At 34.6% G+C, this 20,714-nt stretch carries 17 protein-coding genes and 1 pseudogene; all 18 read right to left on the bottom strand.

The features are described from left to right. Positions 1-612, bottom strand: a 612-nt coding sequence (locus APF76_12570) for a TetR family transcriptional regulator (GenBank protein ID KUO53642.1), incomplete at its 3' end; no start/stop codon positions are given. A gap of 154 nt (positions 613-766) precedes the next feature. After that, entirely contained in the window at positions 767-2,356 is a 1,590-nt protein-coding gene (locus APF76_12565) for an ABC transporter ATP-binding protein (GenBank protein ID KUO53632.1), read from the bottom strand. Between the two features lie 73 nt (positions 2,357-2,429). Continuing rightward, on the bottom strand, positions 2,430-2,624 hold the full coding sequence (locus APF76_12560) for a hypothetical protein (GenBank protein ID KUO53631.1): 195 nt from the start codon (positions 2,622-2,624) through the stop codon (positions 2,430-2,432). A 79-nt stretch (positions 2,625-2,703) separates the two neighbouring features. Continuing rightward, on the bottom strand, positions 2,704-3,852 hold the full coding sequence (locus APF76_12555; GenBank protein KUO53630.1) for a helicase: 1,149 nt from the start codon (positions 3,850-3,852) through the stop codon (positions 2,704-2,706). A 739-nt stretch (positions 3,853-4,591) separates the two neighbouring features. Then, on the bottom strand, positions 4,592-5,974 hold the full coding sequence (locus tag APF76_12550) for a hypothetical protein (GenBank protein ID KUO53629.1): 1,383 nt from the start codon (positions 5,972-5,974) through the stop codon (positions 4,592-4,594). A 167-nt stretch (positions 5,975-6,141) separates the two neighbouring features. Next, the gene (locus APF76_12545; protein ID KUO53628.1) at positions 6,142-6,813 is read right to left on the bottom strand and encodes a hypothetical protein; all 672 of its coding nucleotides are present in this window, start codon (positions 6,811-6,813) and stop codon (positions 6,142-6,144) included. Next, on the bottom strand, positions 6,806-8,242 hold the full coding sequence (locus APF76_12540) for a hypothetical protein (GenBank protein KUO53627.1): 1,437 nt from the start codon (positions 8,240-8,242) through the stop codon (positions 6,806-6,808). Before APF76_12540 ends, APF76_12545 begins: the two co-directional genes overlap by 8 nt. A gap of 1,158 nt (positions 8,243-9,400) precedes the next feature. Continuing rightward, the gene (locus APF76_12535) at positions 9,401-10,807 is read right to left on the bottom strand and encodes a DEAD/DEAH box helicase (GenBank protein KUO53626.1); all 1,407 of its coding nucleotides are present in this window, start codon (positions 10,805-10,807) and stop codon (positions 9,401-9,403) included. Between the two features lie 117 nt (positions 10,808-10,924). Then, a complete protein-coding gene (locus APF76_12530; GenBank protein KUO53625.1) occupies positions 10,925-12,559 on the bottom strand; it encodes an AMP-dependent synthetase in 1,635 nt (544 codons plus the stop codon). Positions 12,560-12,738: 179 nt separating this feature from the next. Further along, positions 12,739-13,581, bottom strand: a complete 843-nt coding sequence (locus tag APF76_12525) for an RNA-binding protein (GenBank protein KUO53624.1) — start codon at positions 13,579-13,581, stop codon at positions 12,739-12,741. A 50-nt stretch (positions 13,582-13,631) separates the two neighbouring features. After that, a complete protein-coding gene (locus APF76_12520) occupies positions 13,632-15,161 on the bottom strand; it encodes an AMP-dependent synthetase (protein ID KUO53641.1) in 1,530 nt (509 codons plus the stop codon). A gap of 2 nt (positions 15,162-15,163) precedes the next feature. After that, the gene (locus APF76_12515) at positions 15,164-16,018 is read right to left on the bottom strand and encodes an epimerase (protein KUO53640.1); all 855 of its coding nucleotides are present in this window, start codon (positions 16,016-16,018) and stop codon (positions 15,164-15,166) included. A 178-nt stretch (positions 16,019-16,196) separates the two neighbouring features. Further along, positions 16,197-16,517 (bottom strand): hypothetical protein, encoded by a 321-nt coding sequence (locus tag APF76_12510; protein KUO53623.1) that lies wholly within the window; start codon positions 16,515-16,517, stop codon positions 16,197-16,199. After that, complete coding sequence (locus tag APF76_12505; protein ID KUO53622.1) at positions 16,498-16,713, bottom strand: hypothetical protein; 216 nt, start codon at positions 16,711-16,713, stop codon at positions 16,498-16,500. The genes APF76_12510 and APF76_12505 overlap by 20 nt, the downstream gene beginning before the upstream one ends. 154 nt (positions 16,714-16,867) lie before the next feature. Then, positions 16,868-17,125, bottom strand: a complete 258-nt coding sequence (locus tag APF76_12500; protein KUO53621.1) for a hypothetical protein — start codon at positions 17,123-17,125, stop codon at positions 16,868-16,870. Between the two features lie 104 nt (positions 17,126-17,229). Further along, on the bottom strand, positions 17,230-17,577 hold the full coding sequence (locus APF76_12495; GenBank protein ID KUO53620.1) for a hypothetical protein: 348 nt from the start codon (positions 17,575-17,577) through the stop codon (positions 17,230-17,232). 4 nt (positions 17,578-17,581) lie between these two features. Next, positions 17,582-18,061, bottom strand: coding sequence for a hypothetical protein (locus APF76_12490; protein KUO53619.1), 480 nt, complete (start codon positions 18,059-18,061; stop codon positions 17,582-17,584). Positions 18,062-18,907: 846 nt separating this feature from the next. Then, positions 18,908-20,659 (bottom strand): annotated as a pseudogene (locus tag APF76_12485). Positions 20,660-20,714: the final 55 nt, after the last annotated feature.

Here is a 20,714-nt window from a genome sequence, read left to right as displayed (position 1 = left end):
CATATTGATCTCTTCAAAGGAATTTACTTTATCCCTCTGCTGCTCTGCAAAACTTAGTATGGTCCAACTAATAATATTCATTGTTTTTTCAATATCAATATCATCACGAAATTTTGTCAGATCTATATTTTTATAACCCATTTCAGAACCGCTTTTAATGAGATGCTTACCCATTTTATCGATTTCAGATTTAACCTCTACAGCATCCTCATGGGAAGTAGTTTTAAGAAAATCAAATGCTTGTGGAAACTTTTTCATGATTTTAAACTTAACTAATCCTATTTTTTCCATTCTTTTAAAAATATCTGTTTCATTCCAATCCACCTCATCGTAGATTTTATCAATAACCTCAACCACATAATCAAGCAAGAATAAATACAATTGCTTTTTACTATTAAAATAGTTAAATAGCGATCCTTTCGATATATTCGCTTCTCTTATAATCTCGTTTGTAGAAGCCTTTTCATAACCATTTCCTGAAAACTCTTTGAGAGCTGCATTAATAATACGTTCTCGCTTCTCAAGTTCTAAACTGTAAAATTTCGAATAAATGATAATCACCTCATTTCTATGTGATGAAGCCAAATGACCACCTTGGTCATTTGTTATTATGCAACATGTGCCACCCTGGTCAAGATGCCCATTGTTTTAAAATTGAAGTTTAATATGTTGAAGGAATAAAAAAGGGCACAAAAAAACGACTGCTTTTTAAAAAATAAGCAGCCATTAACTCGATGATATGCTTCAGTAACGGTGAGGTATAAGCCTAAATAGCCATGCTTTCTAAATACTCATCATAGGTTAAACTTACGTCTATCATTTTGTTTGGTTTAAATTCAATAATGCGGTTGGCAACGGTATGCACTAGTTGACGGTCATGGGAAGTAAAGAGTACATTACTGCTATAATCACGCAAACCGTTATTTAAGGCAGTGATCGCTTCTAAATCCAAGTGGTTGGTAGGTTGGTCTAGTAGCAGTACATTTGCATGACAAAGCATAATTTTAGCTAGCATACAGCGCACCCGCTCGCCTCCGGAAAGTACTTTGAGCGGCTTAAGGGCCTCTTCTCCAGAAAATAACATTTTCCCCAAGAAACCTCTAACGTATGATTCGGCTTTGTCGGATGAATACTGTCGCAGCCAATCGATAAGGTTCAGTCCCTGATTTTGAAAATAGGGGGAGCTATCTTTGGGGAAATAGGCCTTGGTGATAGTAACACCCCATTTATAATGACCACTATCGGGCTCTAATTCACCACTCAAAATCTTTAGAAGGGTTGTGTATGCTATCTCGTTAGTCCCAACAAAAGCGATTTTATCACCTTTGTACACAGTAAAGCTCACTTTGTCGAGAACTTTTTCTCCGTCGATAGTTTTACTTAAATCAACTACAGTAAGAATGTCGTTACCAACTTCCCTTTCTGGCTTAAAACCCACAAAAGGATACTTACGATTGGATGGTTGGATATCATCTAAATTTATTTTTTCCAGCATTTTTTTACGTGAGGTAGCCTGCTTAGACTTGGAAGCATTGGCACTAAAGCGATTTATAAACTCTTGAAGCTGTTTTACTTTTTCTTCATTTTTCTTGTTCTGATCTCGTGACATTTGTAGTGCTAATTGACTAGATTCATACCAGAAGTCGTAGTTCCCCACATAGAGCTTAATCGAACCATAGTCCACATCTGTCATGTGAGTACAAATATTATTCACAAAATGCCGATCATGCGTCACAACTATAACAATTCCTTTAAAGGCAATCAAGAATTCTTCTAGCCAAGTGATGGCTTGAATATCTAAATGGTTAGTGGGTTCATCTAGAATAAGGATACCAGGGTTACCAAAGAGTGCCTGTGTTAAAAGCACCTTCACCTTTTCTGCCCCTTGTAGCTCAGACATCTCTTTGTCGTGGAGATCCGTCCCAATTCCTAATCCCTGTAGCATAGTAGAAGCTTCTGATTCGGCTTCCCATCCATTCATCTTACTAAATTCATCTTCCAAGTCGGCCACTTTCATGCCATCTTCATCATTAAAATCTTCCTTTGCATAAAGTTCTTCTTTCTCTTTAATGATTTCATATAGGCGTTGGTTGCCCATGATTACAGTATCTAGCACAATACTTTTATCATATTGATAATGGTCCTGTTTTAAAATAGACATCCTTAAACCGCGTGAAATCACAACTTCACCAGTATCTGGTTCAATCTCGCCAGAAAGTATCTTCAGAAACGTACTTTTCCCTGCTCCATTTGCACCAATAACTCCATAGCAATTGCCAGGAGTAAACTTTAAGTTCACATCTTCGAAGAGTTTACGTTCTCCGTATCTTAGTCCTACATTAGTTACAGTTATCACATTGTCCCGCCTTTTTAATTTAAAATTTACATATCCTCGAATTGTATCATAAGTGAACTATATTTGCACGGGATTAGGTGACGATTTGCTTGACCCGACCCACTAAGCCACCAACGAGCCTGACTTTTATACCATGGGGATGAGTAGCAGAACTGGTAAGAATGGTTTCAACTACTCCCTCAGTTAATTTTCCGGTACGTTGATCTTGTTTTTGGACAATCAAAACCCGATCACCTGGTTTTATATTTTCACGACTATTCATAGTCATAATTCATCTCCCTTAATTCTCTATGCTAATTTAAATTCTCATTTAATAACTACTATTTTTTTAGAGAGCTGCCTTTCCATTATTTCTCTTTAGCATCAATTATATTGCCCTTGTACATATCCTTGGCAGCAATCTTTATTTTCAATACCTTTTCATACATATTAATAAATTGCAATTCCCTTTCTGTAACGATAGATATTGCAATTCCTGTATTTCCCTTCCTCCCTGTCCGGCCAACCCTATGAAGGTAGTCTTTGGGGTTTTCGGGTATGTTCAAATTAAACACATGTGTAACCCCTTCTATATCTAGTCCACGTGCAGCAATATCCGAAGCAATCAGAATCTGTATTTTGCCAGACTTGAATCCATCTATTGCCCGTTTGCGGTCCATCTTTTCATTTTGACCATGAATACCTTCCACTTCTAGGCCATGATATTTAAGCCTATCCTTACAAACTTCTGTTTCTTCCCTATGTCCTATAAATACCATAGCTTTACTGGGGTTCATTATCCTTATAACCTTACGCAGTACTTCAATTTTATGTCTTTGCTCTGTAAGGAAATACATGTGTTCTATAGAGAACGGAATTGAGGCAACTTCCTTTTCCTTTATAAACTCTGGTTCCTTCATAATCTCTTTTGCACGGGCTTCTGTCTTTTTTGTTATAGATGCAGAGAACAACATAATCTGTCTTTCTTTCAAGGTGCTCTTTATTACCTCTTTCAGCTTTACTATATTGTTATCATCCATAAGTGAGTCTGCCTCATCAATGATAATCGTCTTGATGGTGTGTGCAGATATCTTTCTCTTATTTATCAATTCAAGGATTCTTGTGAGCGAGCCCACAATAATGTGAGGCTTTTCTCTTAACCTCTCAACTTGCCTTTTAATATTCACATTCCCAATAGCAAGCATTGAACTCACCTTAATCTCCGAGTTTTGAGACAGTCGTTCTGTCTGTCTTAAAATCTGTATGGCAAGCTCGTGGGTGGGAGCTAGAATTATTGTCTGCATTTCTCTTTTTGAAGTATCTGTTTTTTCAAATAATGGAAGCAGATAGGCTAAGGTTTTTCCGGTTCCAGTTTCTGATTGCACTACTAAATCCTTGTTTTTTAAGGCTTCCGGTATAACCTTCCTCTGGACTTCAGTCGGAGTGGTTATATCTTCTTTTTGTAAGGCTACCACTAGTGCAGGATTCATATTAAGGTTATTAAACAACTCAATCATTATATTCTCCTTTTGACCCTTTGTGATTTAATTACATTTCTATTGTCTACTAAAAGTCAGTTTTACAGTTGCCTGAAGATATTTTCTATCCTTATATTCTATATTATAAAAATATTTAAAGCTATGCTTAAAAACTACTTAATTAAATTGTTTTCATATATATCCTATCCTATTCAAGATCACAAGCGATTTGAGCCCTGGTTAAACTTAAATATGCTTTACCTTGCCTTATTACTGTCTCTCCAACTGCTTTTCAAAGATATTGAATATAATTAACCTTCCAGAAGCAACTACCAGTCTCATTGAATTTATTATTGAGTGGATTAATCTAGACGGTCCGTCGATCATTGTAGCACTATCTGGTCCATACTATCCACATATCAATAACGAGTTTATTGATCAGAAGATCCCCTTTTCCTTTGAAACCATCAATAGGATTGAATGGGAGAAATATAAATTAAAGAATTCTAACCATCATTCATGATTTGATACTTGAATATCTTTTAGCAGCTGACCAGTAGTGGATAATAACCACAAAGTTCAAACCGTATATGTGGAGGTTTGAACTTTTCGGTACTGGAACTTTTTCAGGAATTAGATATCACCATCCTCGAGTTAAAATAACAGATGATATTAATAAAAAATAGAAGAACCACTTAGAGTAGCTAATCTAAGCGGTTCTTAGTAAAAATATATTTTACTTCTAACTTTTCTATATGCCTAATCTAATTTCATTGGATTACCTGGTAACCTGTACTTTCTTTTTGAAAAGACCAACCAATCCATTTTGCCACAAACCACACAACCCAATTAAAGCGGTTAAGATAGATACCATTGCTCCCATCACAGGGCCCATACTTGTTTTATATCCATCAGGAAGGATTCCACCCAAATTTGCTGCTATTAGGGCTATCAAAGATACTATAAAGAGTAGTGTAATAACTGTGTTTGATAAGTTGATGCCATATTTAGGTTGATAATTATTAAGGCTATCAAAACTAAATAGCCTCCCGCCATCTAAGGTATATACTGCAAACAAATAGCCGAAAACGAAAGGTGTATAACGGGTAAAGCCAATTACAATTAGTAAAGACAAGAATATAAGGCCTACTTTACTTGCAAGACGAGTGCGTATTCCCAGTATAAGCATAATAGCTACTGCCGTTTGTACGATAGCAAAGATTAATGCCCATCCACCAGCCATGGGAATAAAAATATTTTCAACTATACTTGAGAAAATACCCCAATGCTTTTCTACGATAAATTGAAATACTTCAGTTAACTGCTGCTCAGTTCCCCAACCTGGCAAACCGTTTACAGCTGGTACATTGCGAACAAATATTTCATGTAGGAATCTGTATCCAAGCCAAATTCGCAAAAGTGAAACCGTTACTGCGATCTTGTCCATTTTTTCGTTATAAACAAAAAGTCCATAAGCAACAAAACCAAATAAAACAGCTAAATCCATACTAACCATTTTAATTTTGCCTGTTTCAATCACAGCCAATTGCAGCAAATAATAGAATGCGAAAATGGCACATAAAGAAGCAATAAGACGCCTAATTGGCGGTGTAATAAAATTCAGTGTTAAAATTGAGTTTATTAATTTAGCAAAAGAGCTTTTTGTATCTTTATATTTTTCCGTAAGCCAGGCATCCAGACCATAATACATTCCAGCATTTGTGAATAATACAAATAAGTGCCCTAGAGTAAAGAATGGAGGTATCCTGGAATTACCTAACATAAAAATAAAAAAGTCCATACTTAGTCCCAAAAAAGCCATGGGTCTAACAAATATACCAAAAAGGAAAGCAAAAGCTAATATAAATTGTACACCAACTGCAAAATAACCCCATAGTTCAGCATATGGATACATTATATTTTCTAAAAACCAACCAAACCAAGCCCAGCCGCCAGCATCCATACCTGCATTACCCTGTTCAATTAAATAACTGCCAGCATCAGGACCAAACCAACCTGGATGTGAACCAGAGGTAAAACTGCCGCTTTTCCAGTTATGACCAATTGTAACTTCATACAGCCAAAAAGCCCCTAAAAAAATCCTAACAAATGCAATCCATGGGCTAGTTCTGGAATTATCCATTTCCTTGTTTGTTAACATCTTGAATCCTCCTCTTCCTATGTTTTTTAATTACTAAGATATTCGCCTATGACGTCTATATTTCTTAATGTTAATTATCTACTCTTCTCTTTTTCGGCAGTAGAGTAAATAATCATTATTATTTCAGGAATAATGCCACTAATAAATAAGGACATGTTCCCAAGAAATCAGGACATGTCCTTATCAAAATCAAATAATTTATTTTTAACAGCATAATTGGCTGCTTCAAACCTGTTACTAACCTCTAATTTCGCCAATATTTGACTAACATAATTTCTAATGGTTTTCTCACTCAGTACCATTTCCAAGGCTATTTCTTTATTACTTTTTCCTAAAGATAAGAGTTTCAAAACTTCTTTTTCCTGGTTTGTTAATTCATTTAAAATAATATGCTGTTTAGATATTTTCCTCATACTTTTAAATACTTTATCTGTTATGTCGGGATCTAGAATTGCTTTACCCTGGGCAGCCTTTTCAATAGAAGTAATTAGTTCTTTACTATCTACTCCTTTTAACAAGTAACCACTAGCGCCGGCTAAAATAGATTCATATATTAATTCATCATCAGCAAATGAACTGAGCATAATTATTTTTGTATCCGGTAATATTTCCTTTATTTCACGGCAAGCACTAATTCCGTTATTGTGTTTGGCTTGTCCTAGTATGGCTAACTTTACATCCATAATAATTAAATCAGGTTTTAGCTCCATTGCTTTACTGACAGCTTCTTCTTCAGTACTAGCTTGTCCAACAACTTTAAAATTAGGATAAAGTTCAAACAAACTTACTAACCCCATTCGTACAACCTCATGATCATCAACAAGCATCAATTTAATCATATAATCCTCCATTTAGCGGAATTCTTACCATGATTTTTGTTCCTTCATCTTTCCTGCTCTTGATTTGTATAAGACCATTTAGCATTTTAACCCTTTCTTTCATATTTTGCAAACCTTGTCTCAATCCCGTTTGGTTATTATCTATATCCAAATTTTTGGAAAATCCTATTCCATCATCAAGAACCACTAGTAATAAACATTTATCATTATTACTTACTTTAATCGTTAAATTCTGGGCTTCTGCATGTTTAACGACATTACTTATTGCTTCCTTGAGAATTAGGATTAAATGATACATCGTAGTTAAAGATAGTTGTTTCCCTTCATAATGATCTTCAATCTTTACATTCAGCCTTTCATATATATCAAGTTCATCCAGTAAATTTTCCATGCGTTTCTGTAAAGATAAATTTACCTGATTAACCCTTTTCAGTTCTCCAATATATTCCCTTATTTGGTTTATAATCTTATTTCTTTTCTTTAATAAAAGAGATAATTTTTCTGAGGCTGTCTTGGGGTTCTTGTCAATTAGATGTTTAACAACTTCCAACTCTAGATTAGAAGCATACAAAGACTGAATAATATCATCATGTAAATCTTGGGCTAGTCGATTTCTTTCTTCAAATCTTGCTTTATCTTTTTCAATCTCCTGGATACGGTTAATATATTCTTTATCAAACACTTGTAAAATTGCTAATACAGACACGGAGAGAATTAAACCCGTAAATCCCCTTATAACTTCTATTGGTAGTCCTGTGATCTGAAAAAACAAATCGGAATTTATTACCCTAGATAATCCAACCGAGCCTGGTGGTACAACTAGTCCTGCCGAAAAGCCATAAACTATCATTGAAATACCAGCAAATTCTAAAGCTCTGAAAAATTTAGGAAACCCAAATTTATTGAATTCTTTTTTTTGTAATAAAATAGCATAGCCTGATAATATGGAACCTGGAAAGGCCATTAAGTATCTAGACCAAATATCACTAATCCTTATCCAATCCAAATTATTTTTTAAATCAAAATATAAGATACTTGCAATAATGAAAAATAACCATAAAACAAACATAATAGCCGGCAAGTATTTTAATTTGTACCATCTTTCTTTGGTATTGGTCCAAAGAGATACCCCAAACTGGACAATAAACATAAAAGATAAGGCATTAACAATAATTCGAATAACACGTAGTATTAAATATGTTTGCTCACTTGAATAAACCTGCTGAATAGGAATAAAAACATGTCCCCAATCTGCTAGGGCATGTAAAATTCCAAACAACGCTAACAAATGAAGACTTTTAGCTAAGCTAAAACGGCTATGCTGACGATTTTTCAAAAGAATACCAATGCCCATGAGAAAAAAAATGAATGCATAAGAAAAAATTACAATAGTTTTGTTAAAATAAAAAAAATCGTAGATTGTTTGCATAATGTGTGTCACCTTAATTCATATCTCTTTTTCTGAATCCTACATAATTACATCCAACAAGTCAATAGCAATCTAAAGCATGTGCTACTAGCCTATAGGTGCACCTAATGATTGACAAAAACCAATTGAGGAGACTAATGTATGTCCCCAGAGAATACATTCTGGAAGATTTTTTCCTGCAATCCAGGAAATTACATACATGCTGAATGGAATACCATGCATCTCGATAGCAAAAGCTATCAAAATGCAAAATAAGTTACTGCAGGTTTCTTATCCATCTTTTTATCCGATGACTATCACCGCTAAGACTCCCATCTTCTAGCCTTGCACTAGTATTTCTACGCATTGCTAAAACACAATGCTAGAACTACGGTCGTAAGTGGGAGATAAGCGGTGCTATGTCCCTGGATATCGGTTTCTAACCTTCAGATGGAGTAAAAACTCCACCTGAAGTCAAGAATCCTGTTTATAAAAGGGAATAAACAATAGCACCATATTATATAGCACAACAAAAAACAAAAGATGTTACACTACCCTACCGGAAGTGGAAAATAGCCCCATTTCGTACCCTTGCTATAAATATAACAAGATATACTTAAATAAGGCTGTTTCTAATCTTAAATCTAACCTAAATTTTTGGGATTTTGATAATAAACTCGCAACTACAGTTTTCTTCTTTTTTAAGGTTGAGATTGCTCCATGTGCTGTAATTATTTTCTCTACAATAGCCAATCCCAAGCCCGTGCCGCCTGTTTGTGAGTTCCTTGCAGTACCGGAATTGGAATAGCTGTTCCCATTGCCTTCCTCACATATTCAGAGACATCACCCTATTTTTATTTAAACCTATAATACCTTGTCTAGGTGATAAGAATCTTAAATGCAGTAATTAGTAGGCCTAACCTTTCTTTGTTGCTTGTCTTGTAGATAAAAGCACCGTCCATAGTGCTTTTATTGAAATCCAGCAATGTGCTTAAGCTCTTTCTGCATACCTATTTATCAAATAAACCGCCCTTTTTAATATTATTAAATGCCTTTCTTTTGGTACCAAGGCTTTGTACTCCTCTTTTATCGTTTGATTGGCTCTTACTCTTTTGTTTCTTCTCTTCAATAATTTTCTTCATTATTTCTATATTTTTATTTGTCATCTTTTTCTCCTTATCATCTTGATCTTGACATCATCTTGTGATTTTGGGGTTGATTACTCCTTTTTCTATCTTGGCTACTTCTTCGCTTATCAGATTGATTTTTCATATTAGGACGTTGATTTGTTCTTTTTTTACTATCTTGCTTCTTGGGTTTGTTTCCTCGTTCTTCTTTTGCTGGCTTTCTCCCTTGGCTTTCTGGTTGTTTTCCACGAGCTTTATTCGAGTCAGTTCGTCGAGCTTTATCTTGATGAGCTTTAGCACCTTGATCCTTCGGTTTGTTTGATCTCTTTTTTGAGTTTTTTTCACCAGCAAGTGTCCCTTTTGTTTCAATAGACATGCCAATACCTGTTTCAATTGTCTGCAATATATGGCTATCTCTTGGCGTTGCTAAGGTAATAGCTAACCCCTTTTCTCCAGCGCGTCCAGTCCTTCCAATGCGGTGAATATAACTTTCTGCATCCTGAGGTATATCATAATTGAACACATGGGTAATCCCTTCCACATCTAAACCTCTTGCCGCTACGTCCGTTGCCACAAGTAATTGTAGTCTTGCTTTTCGAAAGCGTTTCATAACCAGCTCTCTTTTTGCTTGAGATAAATCTCCATGTAGTTCATCAGATAAATAACCGTGCTCAAGTAGTGCTTCGTTAAGTTCTTTAGCTCTTATTTTTGTACGGCAGAATATTAGTGCCAAGTATGGTCTATGCTCTTCAAGTAGCTTAATTAAGGTATCTTTCTTTGCCTGATCGGTAGTAGCTATAACTACTTGTCTAATCTCATCTAAGGTAATTCTTTTGCTCGCTATGTGAATATCCACCGGGTTTTTCATGTATCTTCTTGCCAGAGTACGTATACTTCCTGGTATTGTTGCAGAAAAAAGCATCGTTTGTCGTTTGGGAGATGTTTGCCTAATTATATCCTCCACATCAAGCAAAAAACCCAAGTGTAGCATTTGATCAGCTTCATCAAGAACCAACATTTTCACACCGGAAAGGTTTATGGTTCCTCTCTTGATATGATCCAAAATTCGCCCTGGTGTACCAACGACGATATGAATTGAACTCTTTAATTTCTTGACTTGTCGTTCCACATCCTGACCACCATAGGCTGCCAATACATTAGCATTGACTTTAAAGGCTAGTTTGTTTAATTCAGTAGTAATCTGTAAAGCTAGTTCTCTTGTAGGCGTAACTATTAAAGCCTGTATATAGGGCTGTTTTCCGCTTACTCTTTCTAGTATTGGCAGTAAAAAAGCAAGAGTCTTTCCTGTACCTGTTTGAGCTTGTGCCACAATATCCTTTCCCGAGAGTAAAATAGGAATTACCTGTAGTTGTACAGGCGTGGGAATCTTAATTCCCTGCTCTTCTAATGTTTCGTTTAGTTCAGTTCTAACCCCTAAGGAGACAAAATCAGTTGGCACCTTTTAGCTACCTCTTTCTTTCTATTATTTTTAATTGTTAATAATTAGTATACCAGATTAAGAACTTATTATATATGCTATTGTCAAGTCCTTAGCATTTTCATTTGACAATATATTCTAACTCTCTGTTTGAGAAGCCACTAAGCTTAATCCACCGTATTTGTTCCTCAAACGTGGTTTTTCAATTTTTCCTGTAGGATTGCGCGGAATTTTATCAAATATAATTCTACGTGGGCGTTTGTAACGCGGCATGGAAGAGCAGAATTCCATTATTTCATCTTCGGAACAATTGTAATCAGGCTTTATCTCGATTATGGCCGCCGCGATTTCACCCAAACGCTTTTCCGGCAGACCAATTACAGCAACATCCTTGATTGCATCATGCTTGCGAAGAAAATCTTCTATTTGTACTGGATATAGATTTTCTCCTCCGCTTATAATCACATCTTTCTTCCGGTCAACCAAATAAATAAAGCCATCTTCATCCATTCGAGCCATATCACCAGTAAAAAGCCAACTGCCTTTGAGCACAGACGCAGTTGCTTCCGGGTCGTTGTAGTAGCATTTCATTACACCCGGCCCTTTGACAGCCAATTCCCCTACCTGTCCTGAGGTTACCTGACACCCTGATTCATCTACAATCATGACTTCCCAATTAAAACCAGGTTTTCCGATAGCACCAACTTTATGAATATTCTCCATACCCAAATGGACACAGCCGGGACCGATAGATTCGCTCAGGCCATAGTTAGTATCATAAAGATGCTCTGGAAAGTATTTTTTCCAGCGATGAATTAAGCTTGGTGGAACCGGTTGAGCACCGATATGCATAAGTCGCCACTGGTCAAGAACATAATCTTGCAACTTCACACTTCCGCTTTCAATGGCGTCCAGAATATCCTGTGCCCAAGGAACCAAAAGCCATACTATGGTAATTTTTTCTTGCGAAACAGTTTTTAGTATCCACTCCGGCTTAGCTCCGCGTAGCAATACTGCTTTGCTACCCACCAGAAAGCTGCCAAACCAATGCATTTTGGCTCCAGTATGATACAACGGTGGAATGCATAGAAAATTATCTTCACGTGTTTGTCCATGATGTTTATTTTCTGTATAGCATGCTGACATTAAGCTACCATGCGTATGCAAAATCGCTTTCGGAAATCCTGTTGTCCCAGAGGAAAAATATAGTGCAGCATCGTCTTCGTCCATTAACTTAATGTGGGGTGCTTGGGTAGAACAATCAGCGCTAAGATGGTCATAGCTTTCAGCAAAAGAAGGGGAATTTTCTCCTGCAAATAATAGTGTCTTGACATTAGGAATCTGCTCGCAAATGATTTCCAGGCGGCCGATAAATTCCGGCCCAAAAATCAAAGCGTTGGTTTCCGATAAGTCCATACAATATTTTATTTCTTCTGCACTATAGCGAAAGTTCAATGGGACTACTATTGCTCCGGTTTTCAGAATTCCAAAATAAGTAGGTAGCCATTCCAGGCAGTTCATTAGTAGTATGGAGACCTTGTCTCCTTTTTTGATACCCTTTTTAAGCAGAAGATTGGCAACCTGGTTCGCTTTATGGTCAAACTCACGCCATGTGATTTCCCTCCGGTATTCTGCTGAAGTACTATTTTCAATTAGTTCATACTCTCTCCAAGTGACATTACTTCTCTCTTTTACCCCTTTGTTAATTTCAACCAGGCTTATATCCTGGCCAAACATTTCGGCATTTCGTGAAAGTATCTCCATAATAGGCATTTTTTCGTTCCTCCTAAAATCAAAGGCCCTTCAGGGCATAAATTATAATCCTTACTGGACGTGGGCATCACAATTTCACAACATATTTCTTCATTATACTTTATATTTCATTAAATTAACACAAAACAAACAACCAAAAAAATGAATATAAAAAAAATCCCCGTTGTGGGGATGTGGATTTACCACCTCAGCTCAATACCTTCATCTGAAATTGTGATTACACCTTCTTTTAAAAGTCGCCCAATGGCCCTTTTAAAGGCACCCTTACTTATGTTTAACTCTGCCTTTATATGATCAGGAGAGCTTTTATCATTAATTAGAAGAGTACCCCCACTTAATTTCAACCGCTCCATAATCTTTTGCGCATCAGTCTCCATTTCATAGTAAGCCTCTTTTCTTAAACTCAATTCCAGCTTACCATCCTCTCTCACCTTCTTAATTCTTACTTCTATATTGTCACCTTTAGTATAATTGCCATATAACTCTTTGTTAAGAATTAATCCATGGTACTTATTATCTACAGCTACAAAAATTCCAATATCTTTATTGATGCTATAAACGGTTCCATGGACTCTATCATTTTTTTTATATGGGGAGTCGGTACTTAGCAGATTATTTATATACATAGTTGCACAGATTTTATTAGTAATATTATTAATATACAAACCCACAAAACATAAATCTCCTTTTATAATCTTACCCACTTGTTCCCTTAAAGGTAATAACAAGTCTTTCTCAAGACCCCAGTCTAAAAAAGCACCAAAATTTGTGGTGTCTACTACTCTTAAGAAGCCCAGTTCTCCAATTGTTAGCTTTGGTTTTCTAAGCGTAGCTATGGTCTTAGCCTCAGAATCTTTATAAACAAACACCTCTATTTCATCACCAATATCAAATTCCTGTATGATCTGCTTTTTAGGTAATAAAATATCATCCTTGTCTTTTGCATTTTTAAAATTTAGATACGCCCCAATCTCTGTCTTTCTAATTACTTGTAATTTCTGCATTTTCCCTATTTCTATCATCTTATATACCTCTTTATCTAATTTATTGTAGTTTCTTTTATAGATTGATTTTATTTAAGTTGCTTTTTGTCGAGTTTTCCCAATGCTGTATAAGGCATCCTATTAACGAAGGTTATATCCTTTGGTAGTTGGAACCTTGCAACTCTTGGGCGTAACCATTCAAAAAGCTCCTCTTTTGTAATATTAGCAGTTTTTACTAGGAGAACAAATGCTTTCAATCTATGACCAAAATTTTCATCACTAATTCCTATAACTGCTACATCTTCTACTTGAGGGTGATTTATTAGTACTTGCTCAATTTCAATGGGATATACATTTTCGCCAGCTGAAACAACCATGTCATCCGCTCTCCCACACAAAAAATAATACCCGTTATTATCTTGATAACCTAAATCACCAGTTTCTATCCAAGAATTATTATTGTTTTTCATTGACCATTTATTCTGGATGCATAACTGACCTATCTTACCAATTTCAACCTCATTCTTATTATCATCTAATATTTTTAATCTCACACCATTTACTTTTTTACCAATGGTATTAGCTGAATATTTTAGATCTTGTGGTGTTGCTATTATATTTAAACCAGCTTCTGATGTACCATACAGATTGTATAATACATTTCCTAATTCACTAAAAGTCTCACCTACGAGTTTCGGATTGAGCTCTGCACCACCTGAAGCAATACAGGCAAGAGATCTTAAATCTTCAGCATTATTTTTTAACATTTTATTTATCATTAATGGTACTACAGTTACTACTTCAACATTGTGTTCACGAATTAAAAAACATGCTTTTTTTGCATCAAATCCACTATTTATCACCATTTTTTTCCCAAATGATATAAATAAAAATAATACTGCTATCCCATAACCGTGATAAATAGGAGTAGCGATATAAGTAGTATTATAATTTAAAAGTTTTAACCTAGTAAGTAAAGTTAAAAACGGATCTAAAAAATTGAATATAGATGGCTCATGTGACGCTACTTTAAAATCTCCTCTGGTACCTCCTGTTAGTAAAATAATTTTACTTAATGAAGTCCTCTGTAGCTTTAGTTTTTCATTAACACTTGTATTTAATAAGTTATTTATTGCCGGCAAGTTATTATGATAACTCAAAATCTTATCTCTAGTATAGAATGACTGTTCAATTAAAGAACTTAATTCAAAATCATATACAAGAAAGTTAAAATCATATTGTTCAAATAATTTATTTAACTGACCCTTACTCATTTCAGCGTTGAGCAAATATATATCTGCTCCCAATAAAGAAACTGCAAAAATAGATTTAATCAAAGAAGCATGATTCTTACACAAAAAAGCTACCTTCTGATCACTTTTAACTTGGTAGTTTTCTTTCAAAACACTAGAAAGCTTTTTTGATTGTGAAAATAATTGTTGATAGGTTATTGTTTCATATTCATCAACTAGTGCAATTTTATCAGTATATGTCCTATTTGCAAAATATAACAGAGCCATTACATTTATTCCATATTTATAAATAGCAACAACTAATCTATACAGTCCTAATGGGGAAAGCAATTTAATTCTATATAAAACATAGATAAGTTTAAATATTTTCAATGCCCTTTTCCCCTTTTTCTTAAAATACTCGGAGTTAATAACTCCCAGATTCCTCTGAAAATAGTTGATGCCAATTGTCCAAAAATCAACCACCACGGCATATATTTTTGCCTTTCTGTATACATCGATTTACCTATGATTTTGGCAACATGACTTGGGCACATGGCAGGCAATCTATGATAAGCAGGTGTTGGCAGGATCATGGGTGTTTTTACTAAAGGAAGATATATAGATGTGGTTGATATGCCCATGGCATTCAACTCAGGGGCCACAGACCGAAACCAGGTATCAAACGCTGACTTAGATGCCTGATAAGCAGCCCAATAGGGGATGGGTATTAACAAAACATTTACTGTAGATATGTTGATAACCTGTCCTTGATTCTTTTTAAGAAGAGGAATGACTGACAATAGCAATTGAACAGGCGCAAAATAATTGATAGCCATCGTTCTAGTAAAATCATGATATCGGTCTAATGAATTGTTAATGGATCTCCTGATTGATATACCCGCATTACTTACTACTATATCTAAACCATCAGGCATTTGATGAATGAATCTTAATAGCTCCTCCATCTCTTCCTTATTTCTTATGTCTGCCGGGAAAATACTTACTTTGGCAGCTTTCCTTTCTATTTCACTTTTAATTGCTAAAAGCTTTTCCTCTGTTCTAGCAACCAAAATTAAGTGAAGATTGATGTCTGCCAGTAAATAAGCTAATTTTTCTCCTATTCCAGAACTCGCACCAGTTATAAGAACCGTCTTGCCTTTTAGCTTGTATTTAAGTTTCTTTTCGTTCAAATAAGTAGGTGGAAATAATAGGTTTTCTAAAAGGCTATATTGATGCTGCATAATACCTCCGCTTATTTCTTGCTTCATTTTCATACTTTCTTTTATCTTTCCCAACTGTAAAATTCATCCTATTCAAGATAACTATTCTGCAAAATCAGCAAAAAACCTCTGTATTCTTCTAATTACATCCTAGAAAAAACAAGAGGTTTTCTTTGTAACATAACCAATTGACTTCATATTACGCCTTTTTAAGTTTAACGGCAGTCCCGTAAACAAGTATCTCCGCTGCCCCTTGCATAACATTTGATGTTGTAAAACGGACATTAACAACAGCATCGGCTCCCAGCTTTTCAGCTTCCGCAACCATTTTACTGGTAGAAATTTGCCGAGATTCATTGATCATTTGACTATATTCTTTAAGCTCTCCGCCAACTATCTGCCTAAAAACAGCCACTATATCTTTACCTACGTGCTTCGCTCTGATGGTACTACCTTTGACCAAATCCAAGGACTCGGTCACCTCGTAACCTGGTACATAGTCAATATTTGTTAAGATCATTTTTTTCCGCCTCCTTATCTTTAATTCTCTCCTTAATTAATAAGATTAACAATAATCCACCGCTTATCACAGCTAAAACGATGGCTACACCTAGAATAATCGGAATCAATGAAGGAGAAACAAAAGCCAGACCCATTACTCCAAAAAAGTATAAGGCAATACAAAACACCAGTATCCAACTAAGGATTTTAATCATTTAGATACCCCTCCTTCCAGATTATCTCCATTATACATCATTATATCACTTCATAGTTGATTCTCATCAGGTGTACCTCAACTTTATAAAAGTCACCCTGCTCTGCTAGTGAAGGTGATGCTCTAAACCTTATTCTACAGTATTAAACCTATTGTTAACTTGTTCTAATAATTTTTGTTATTTCTGGTAATTTCATATCAGTAGCAATTTCTCGTCCTGCTTTTTCTAACAATTGTAAATAATTGAAAACCACAAGACGTAACTCTTTTGGTGAATCAGTTAGATACTTCCCTCGTATAGCGTAAATCTCACCAATTAATTCCATGTGCACCTTTTGTGCTATCCTTTTTATCCAAAGTGAAGTTACCTCAAATTCTGATCTGTCAGGATGCCCACAACTTGATATCATCATTTACATTTTGCTAGCTTTACCTTTAGGACTACCATTAATTACTACAATTTTCATATTTCTTGCTTCCTTTCCCATCAGATTGATGATAATGAAAGGTACGACTTTTATTTATAGAATTTCAGACCTTTTTGTAGCAATTTTTCTTCCCAAATCATTTGTAATAAAGTCAAATCTTCACTATAATCAGTTTTCAATTCATCTTTGTCGTATTCAAGATTTTCAAGTATCTCAATTATAAAGCTTGTTTCACCATATTCTTTCCATTCTTTTTGAAGCTCCTCATTAGGATGATTGCCAAATCTTAAAGTGAATTTTGTCCTGTTTATACTACTTTTTAAATCTTGAGTCCTTTCAATATAGCACCTATTGTTTAAGTTAGATTGAATAATAAATATCCCCATATCTGGCTTGATATGCTTATATTGTTCTTTAAGTTCTTTCCTTCTGTCCATTGGATTAATACCCCATTTCCTTCAATACCCTTGACAAAGTTTGTAATCTTTCTCCAATTAATTCACCATCATCACTAAGTGCTTGACTGAATAATTTTATATCCTCATTAATTTTTTCATTATTAGTGCATACAGATACTGTCATGGCATCGCCCTGTAATCCGACCCTATCTATAACAGGATTTTCTATATCATATAATTTTTCATATCGATAAGCATCTTGAAAGTGTAATTTAGTTCTGCAAACTAGGATTGCAAGATCAAGCACTCGGTGAAGTGGTAATTCCTCAGATTGCCTTGACCATTTTTCTCCTGTATGTCTCCATACTTTTGCTGAAATGTCTACTTTTCCACGATCATTCCACTGTGCTAATCCTAATGAAATGCCTTTTGCATCTGTGTTATAAGCATACCTTCCATCAACATTTTCATAGTTTTCCGATACAATAACTGGTTTATGCTTTAAAGTAGTTGGTATTTTCATTATTTTCCCTCCAATTTATCTAAATCTACTAATTTAGTAATTTACTAGTCTACTAAATCTATTGTTTTTAATTATATTTAATATTCTTTGCTCTGTCAATATGTAATACTAAGTATTACTAATCGTCTTACTAATGAAATTTACTCTAATAAAATAATCTAATACCTTTTAAAATTAAAAAAAATGGTCAAGGTAAAATCTCACCTCAACCGGTAAATAATAGTCTATTCATTTTTGTATTAAACCCTTATCCTGCGGTAATATTGAAAAACGTCATAGAATATGCTTAAATATCTATCTCACACCTACATTTTATCTTCCATAAACTCAAATTCAATAGCACTAATTCTTCACCAGCCAATTAAGATTGGTTTTACCGTTAGGCTAAGTAGTCTGAGCACTAAAATAGAGACCAGCACTACCTGATACAAAACTACCATCGGCAAACAAAATATTATTCCTCATCTTAATTTGAACTTCATTCAATTCTTTAATTATGTCCGATCTGTCATTTTCGTCAAATGTAAACTTAATACCATATTCAAATAAATTGTCGTCTATTTCTTCTGTCCATACAGTACATCCATATACTTTTAATTCTTTTCCTAGTAATTGTGTTTTAAACTGTAAAATAAAATCTGTTTCAATAGGGAGTTTCATATTAGAATTGAAGCATAACCCTCCTGCCCCAATATTCTTGATCAATACTTTCGTATTACCCACTTTTATCTTTTTTCCCTTAATCTCTAAAACAGTCATATCGGCTTCTAACAGTTGATTAAACTCTATTCTAAAAAATTTACGCCTATTTTTATAGGGCTTTACTGGACTATCATCAACTAAAATGGGTTTACATTTTCTCTTAGCTAAGGTTTTTTCAAATTCCTTTAGAGGTACTGGTTTGCTATATAAAAATCCCTGTCCTGAATAACAGTTTAACCCTCGCAAGTAATATAATTGCTCCCAATTCTCTATTCCCTCCGCAACCATTTTTATTTTTAGTTCTCGAGCCATATTAATGATAGATCTTGTAATGACAGTACTAGTTTCCTCTAAAAGAATATTCTTTATAAAAGAACCGTCTATCTTTAAGATATCTATATTAAAAGAATTTAAATGTGCCAAGGAGGAAAACCCCGTTCCAAAGTCATCAAGAGCTACTTGTATGCCAAAAGATTGCAATCTTTGGATATCAGAGATTGCTTTATTAGTTTTTTCCATCAAGATACGCTCTGTAATTTCCATGATTAGAAAGTGGGGATCCAACTCAAATTCATCAATGGTATTTATGATATTGTCTACAAAATTATTTTCAAAAAACTGAACACTTGAAAAATTAATTGATACTTTTATGTTTAGTAGCCCATCATTCAACCATTGCTTATAGTTGCGGCATACTTCTCTTAACAGCCAGTTTCCTATATTAATAATAAAGCCCGTTTCTTCTGCTAAAAAAATAAACTCATTAGGTGACACAAGTCCCCAATTTGGGTGGTTCCATCTAATTAATGCTTCAACCGCTAATATTTCATTGGTTTTTAGTTTCACAATAGGTTGGTAATATAATCTAAGCTGATCCTTTTCTATAGCTTTGCGTAAATCATTGCGAAATTCAAATTGTTTGTAATTTTGGATATTTATATCTGGGGAATAAAATTTGTATCTATTCTTCCCCTCATTTTTGGCCCGAAGCATAGCAATGTTAGCATGCCTTATAAGCAAATCAGTATTTTGTTTATCCTCAATGTAGATACTTATTCCCATACTTATAGTCACATCTAATTCATACATGTCAACCTTAAAGGTTTGTGAAAATAACCTGGTAATGTCTTTAGCAATACCTTCATATTCTTCTATGGTACTTAAACCTTGCACAATAATTGCAAATTGGTCTCCTGAATAACGGCAAATAAATTTTGTATCACTTTGAAAGGCTTTTAATCTCTGAGCAATATTAATGATTAATTGATCTCCTAACTGGTATCCTAAAGCACCGTTTATATATCTAAATCCATCAATGTCCAATATCATCAAGGCAAATATGGCATGTTTTTCTTTAGCATGTTGATACTGGACCTTTAGTTGTTTGTTAAAATAAATACGATTGGGAAGTCCTGTTAATTCATCATAGGTTGCAATATGTGCCATTCTTTTTTCCATTTCTACCCTTCCCGTAATATCCCTAAAATTCATTACTATTCCTTGGATAGATGGTTCGTATAATAGGTTTTTCATGTTGACTTCCAAAAATATCTCCTTGCCTGCCTTAGTTTTAAAAATAATATCCTCTTGAACTTTTTTGTTGGAATCTTTTAAAACTAACTCCACCATTTTAGTTAACTTTTGTAATTCTTTTCCCTCATAAAATTCAAATACTTTTTTGCCTATTCGTTCTTCCGGTTTACAGCCTAGAATCTTCTCTGCTGATTGGCTTATGTATTGAATAGTTCCATTAGAAGCTATAATTTCAAAAACATCACTAGATTCTTGCACTAAAACTTGGAATCTTCTTTGTATGTTACTTATTCTTTCTTGTGAAGCCTCAAACTTCTTTTCTAATATCTTTTTTTCTGTAATATCTTGAATTGTTCCATGGATAAAAGATGGCTTCCTATCCTTATCGAATTTAAATTCCATCAATTCATATATATTC

Origin of the sequence: Desulfitibacter sp. BRH_c19 (assembly GCA_001515945.1) — a bacterium.
GTDB lineage: Bacteria > Bacillota > DSM-16504 > Desulfitibacterales > Desulfitibacteraceae > Desulfitibacter.
This window is presented reverse-complemented; position numbering and strand designations above follow the sequence as displayed.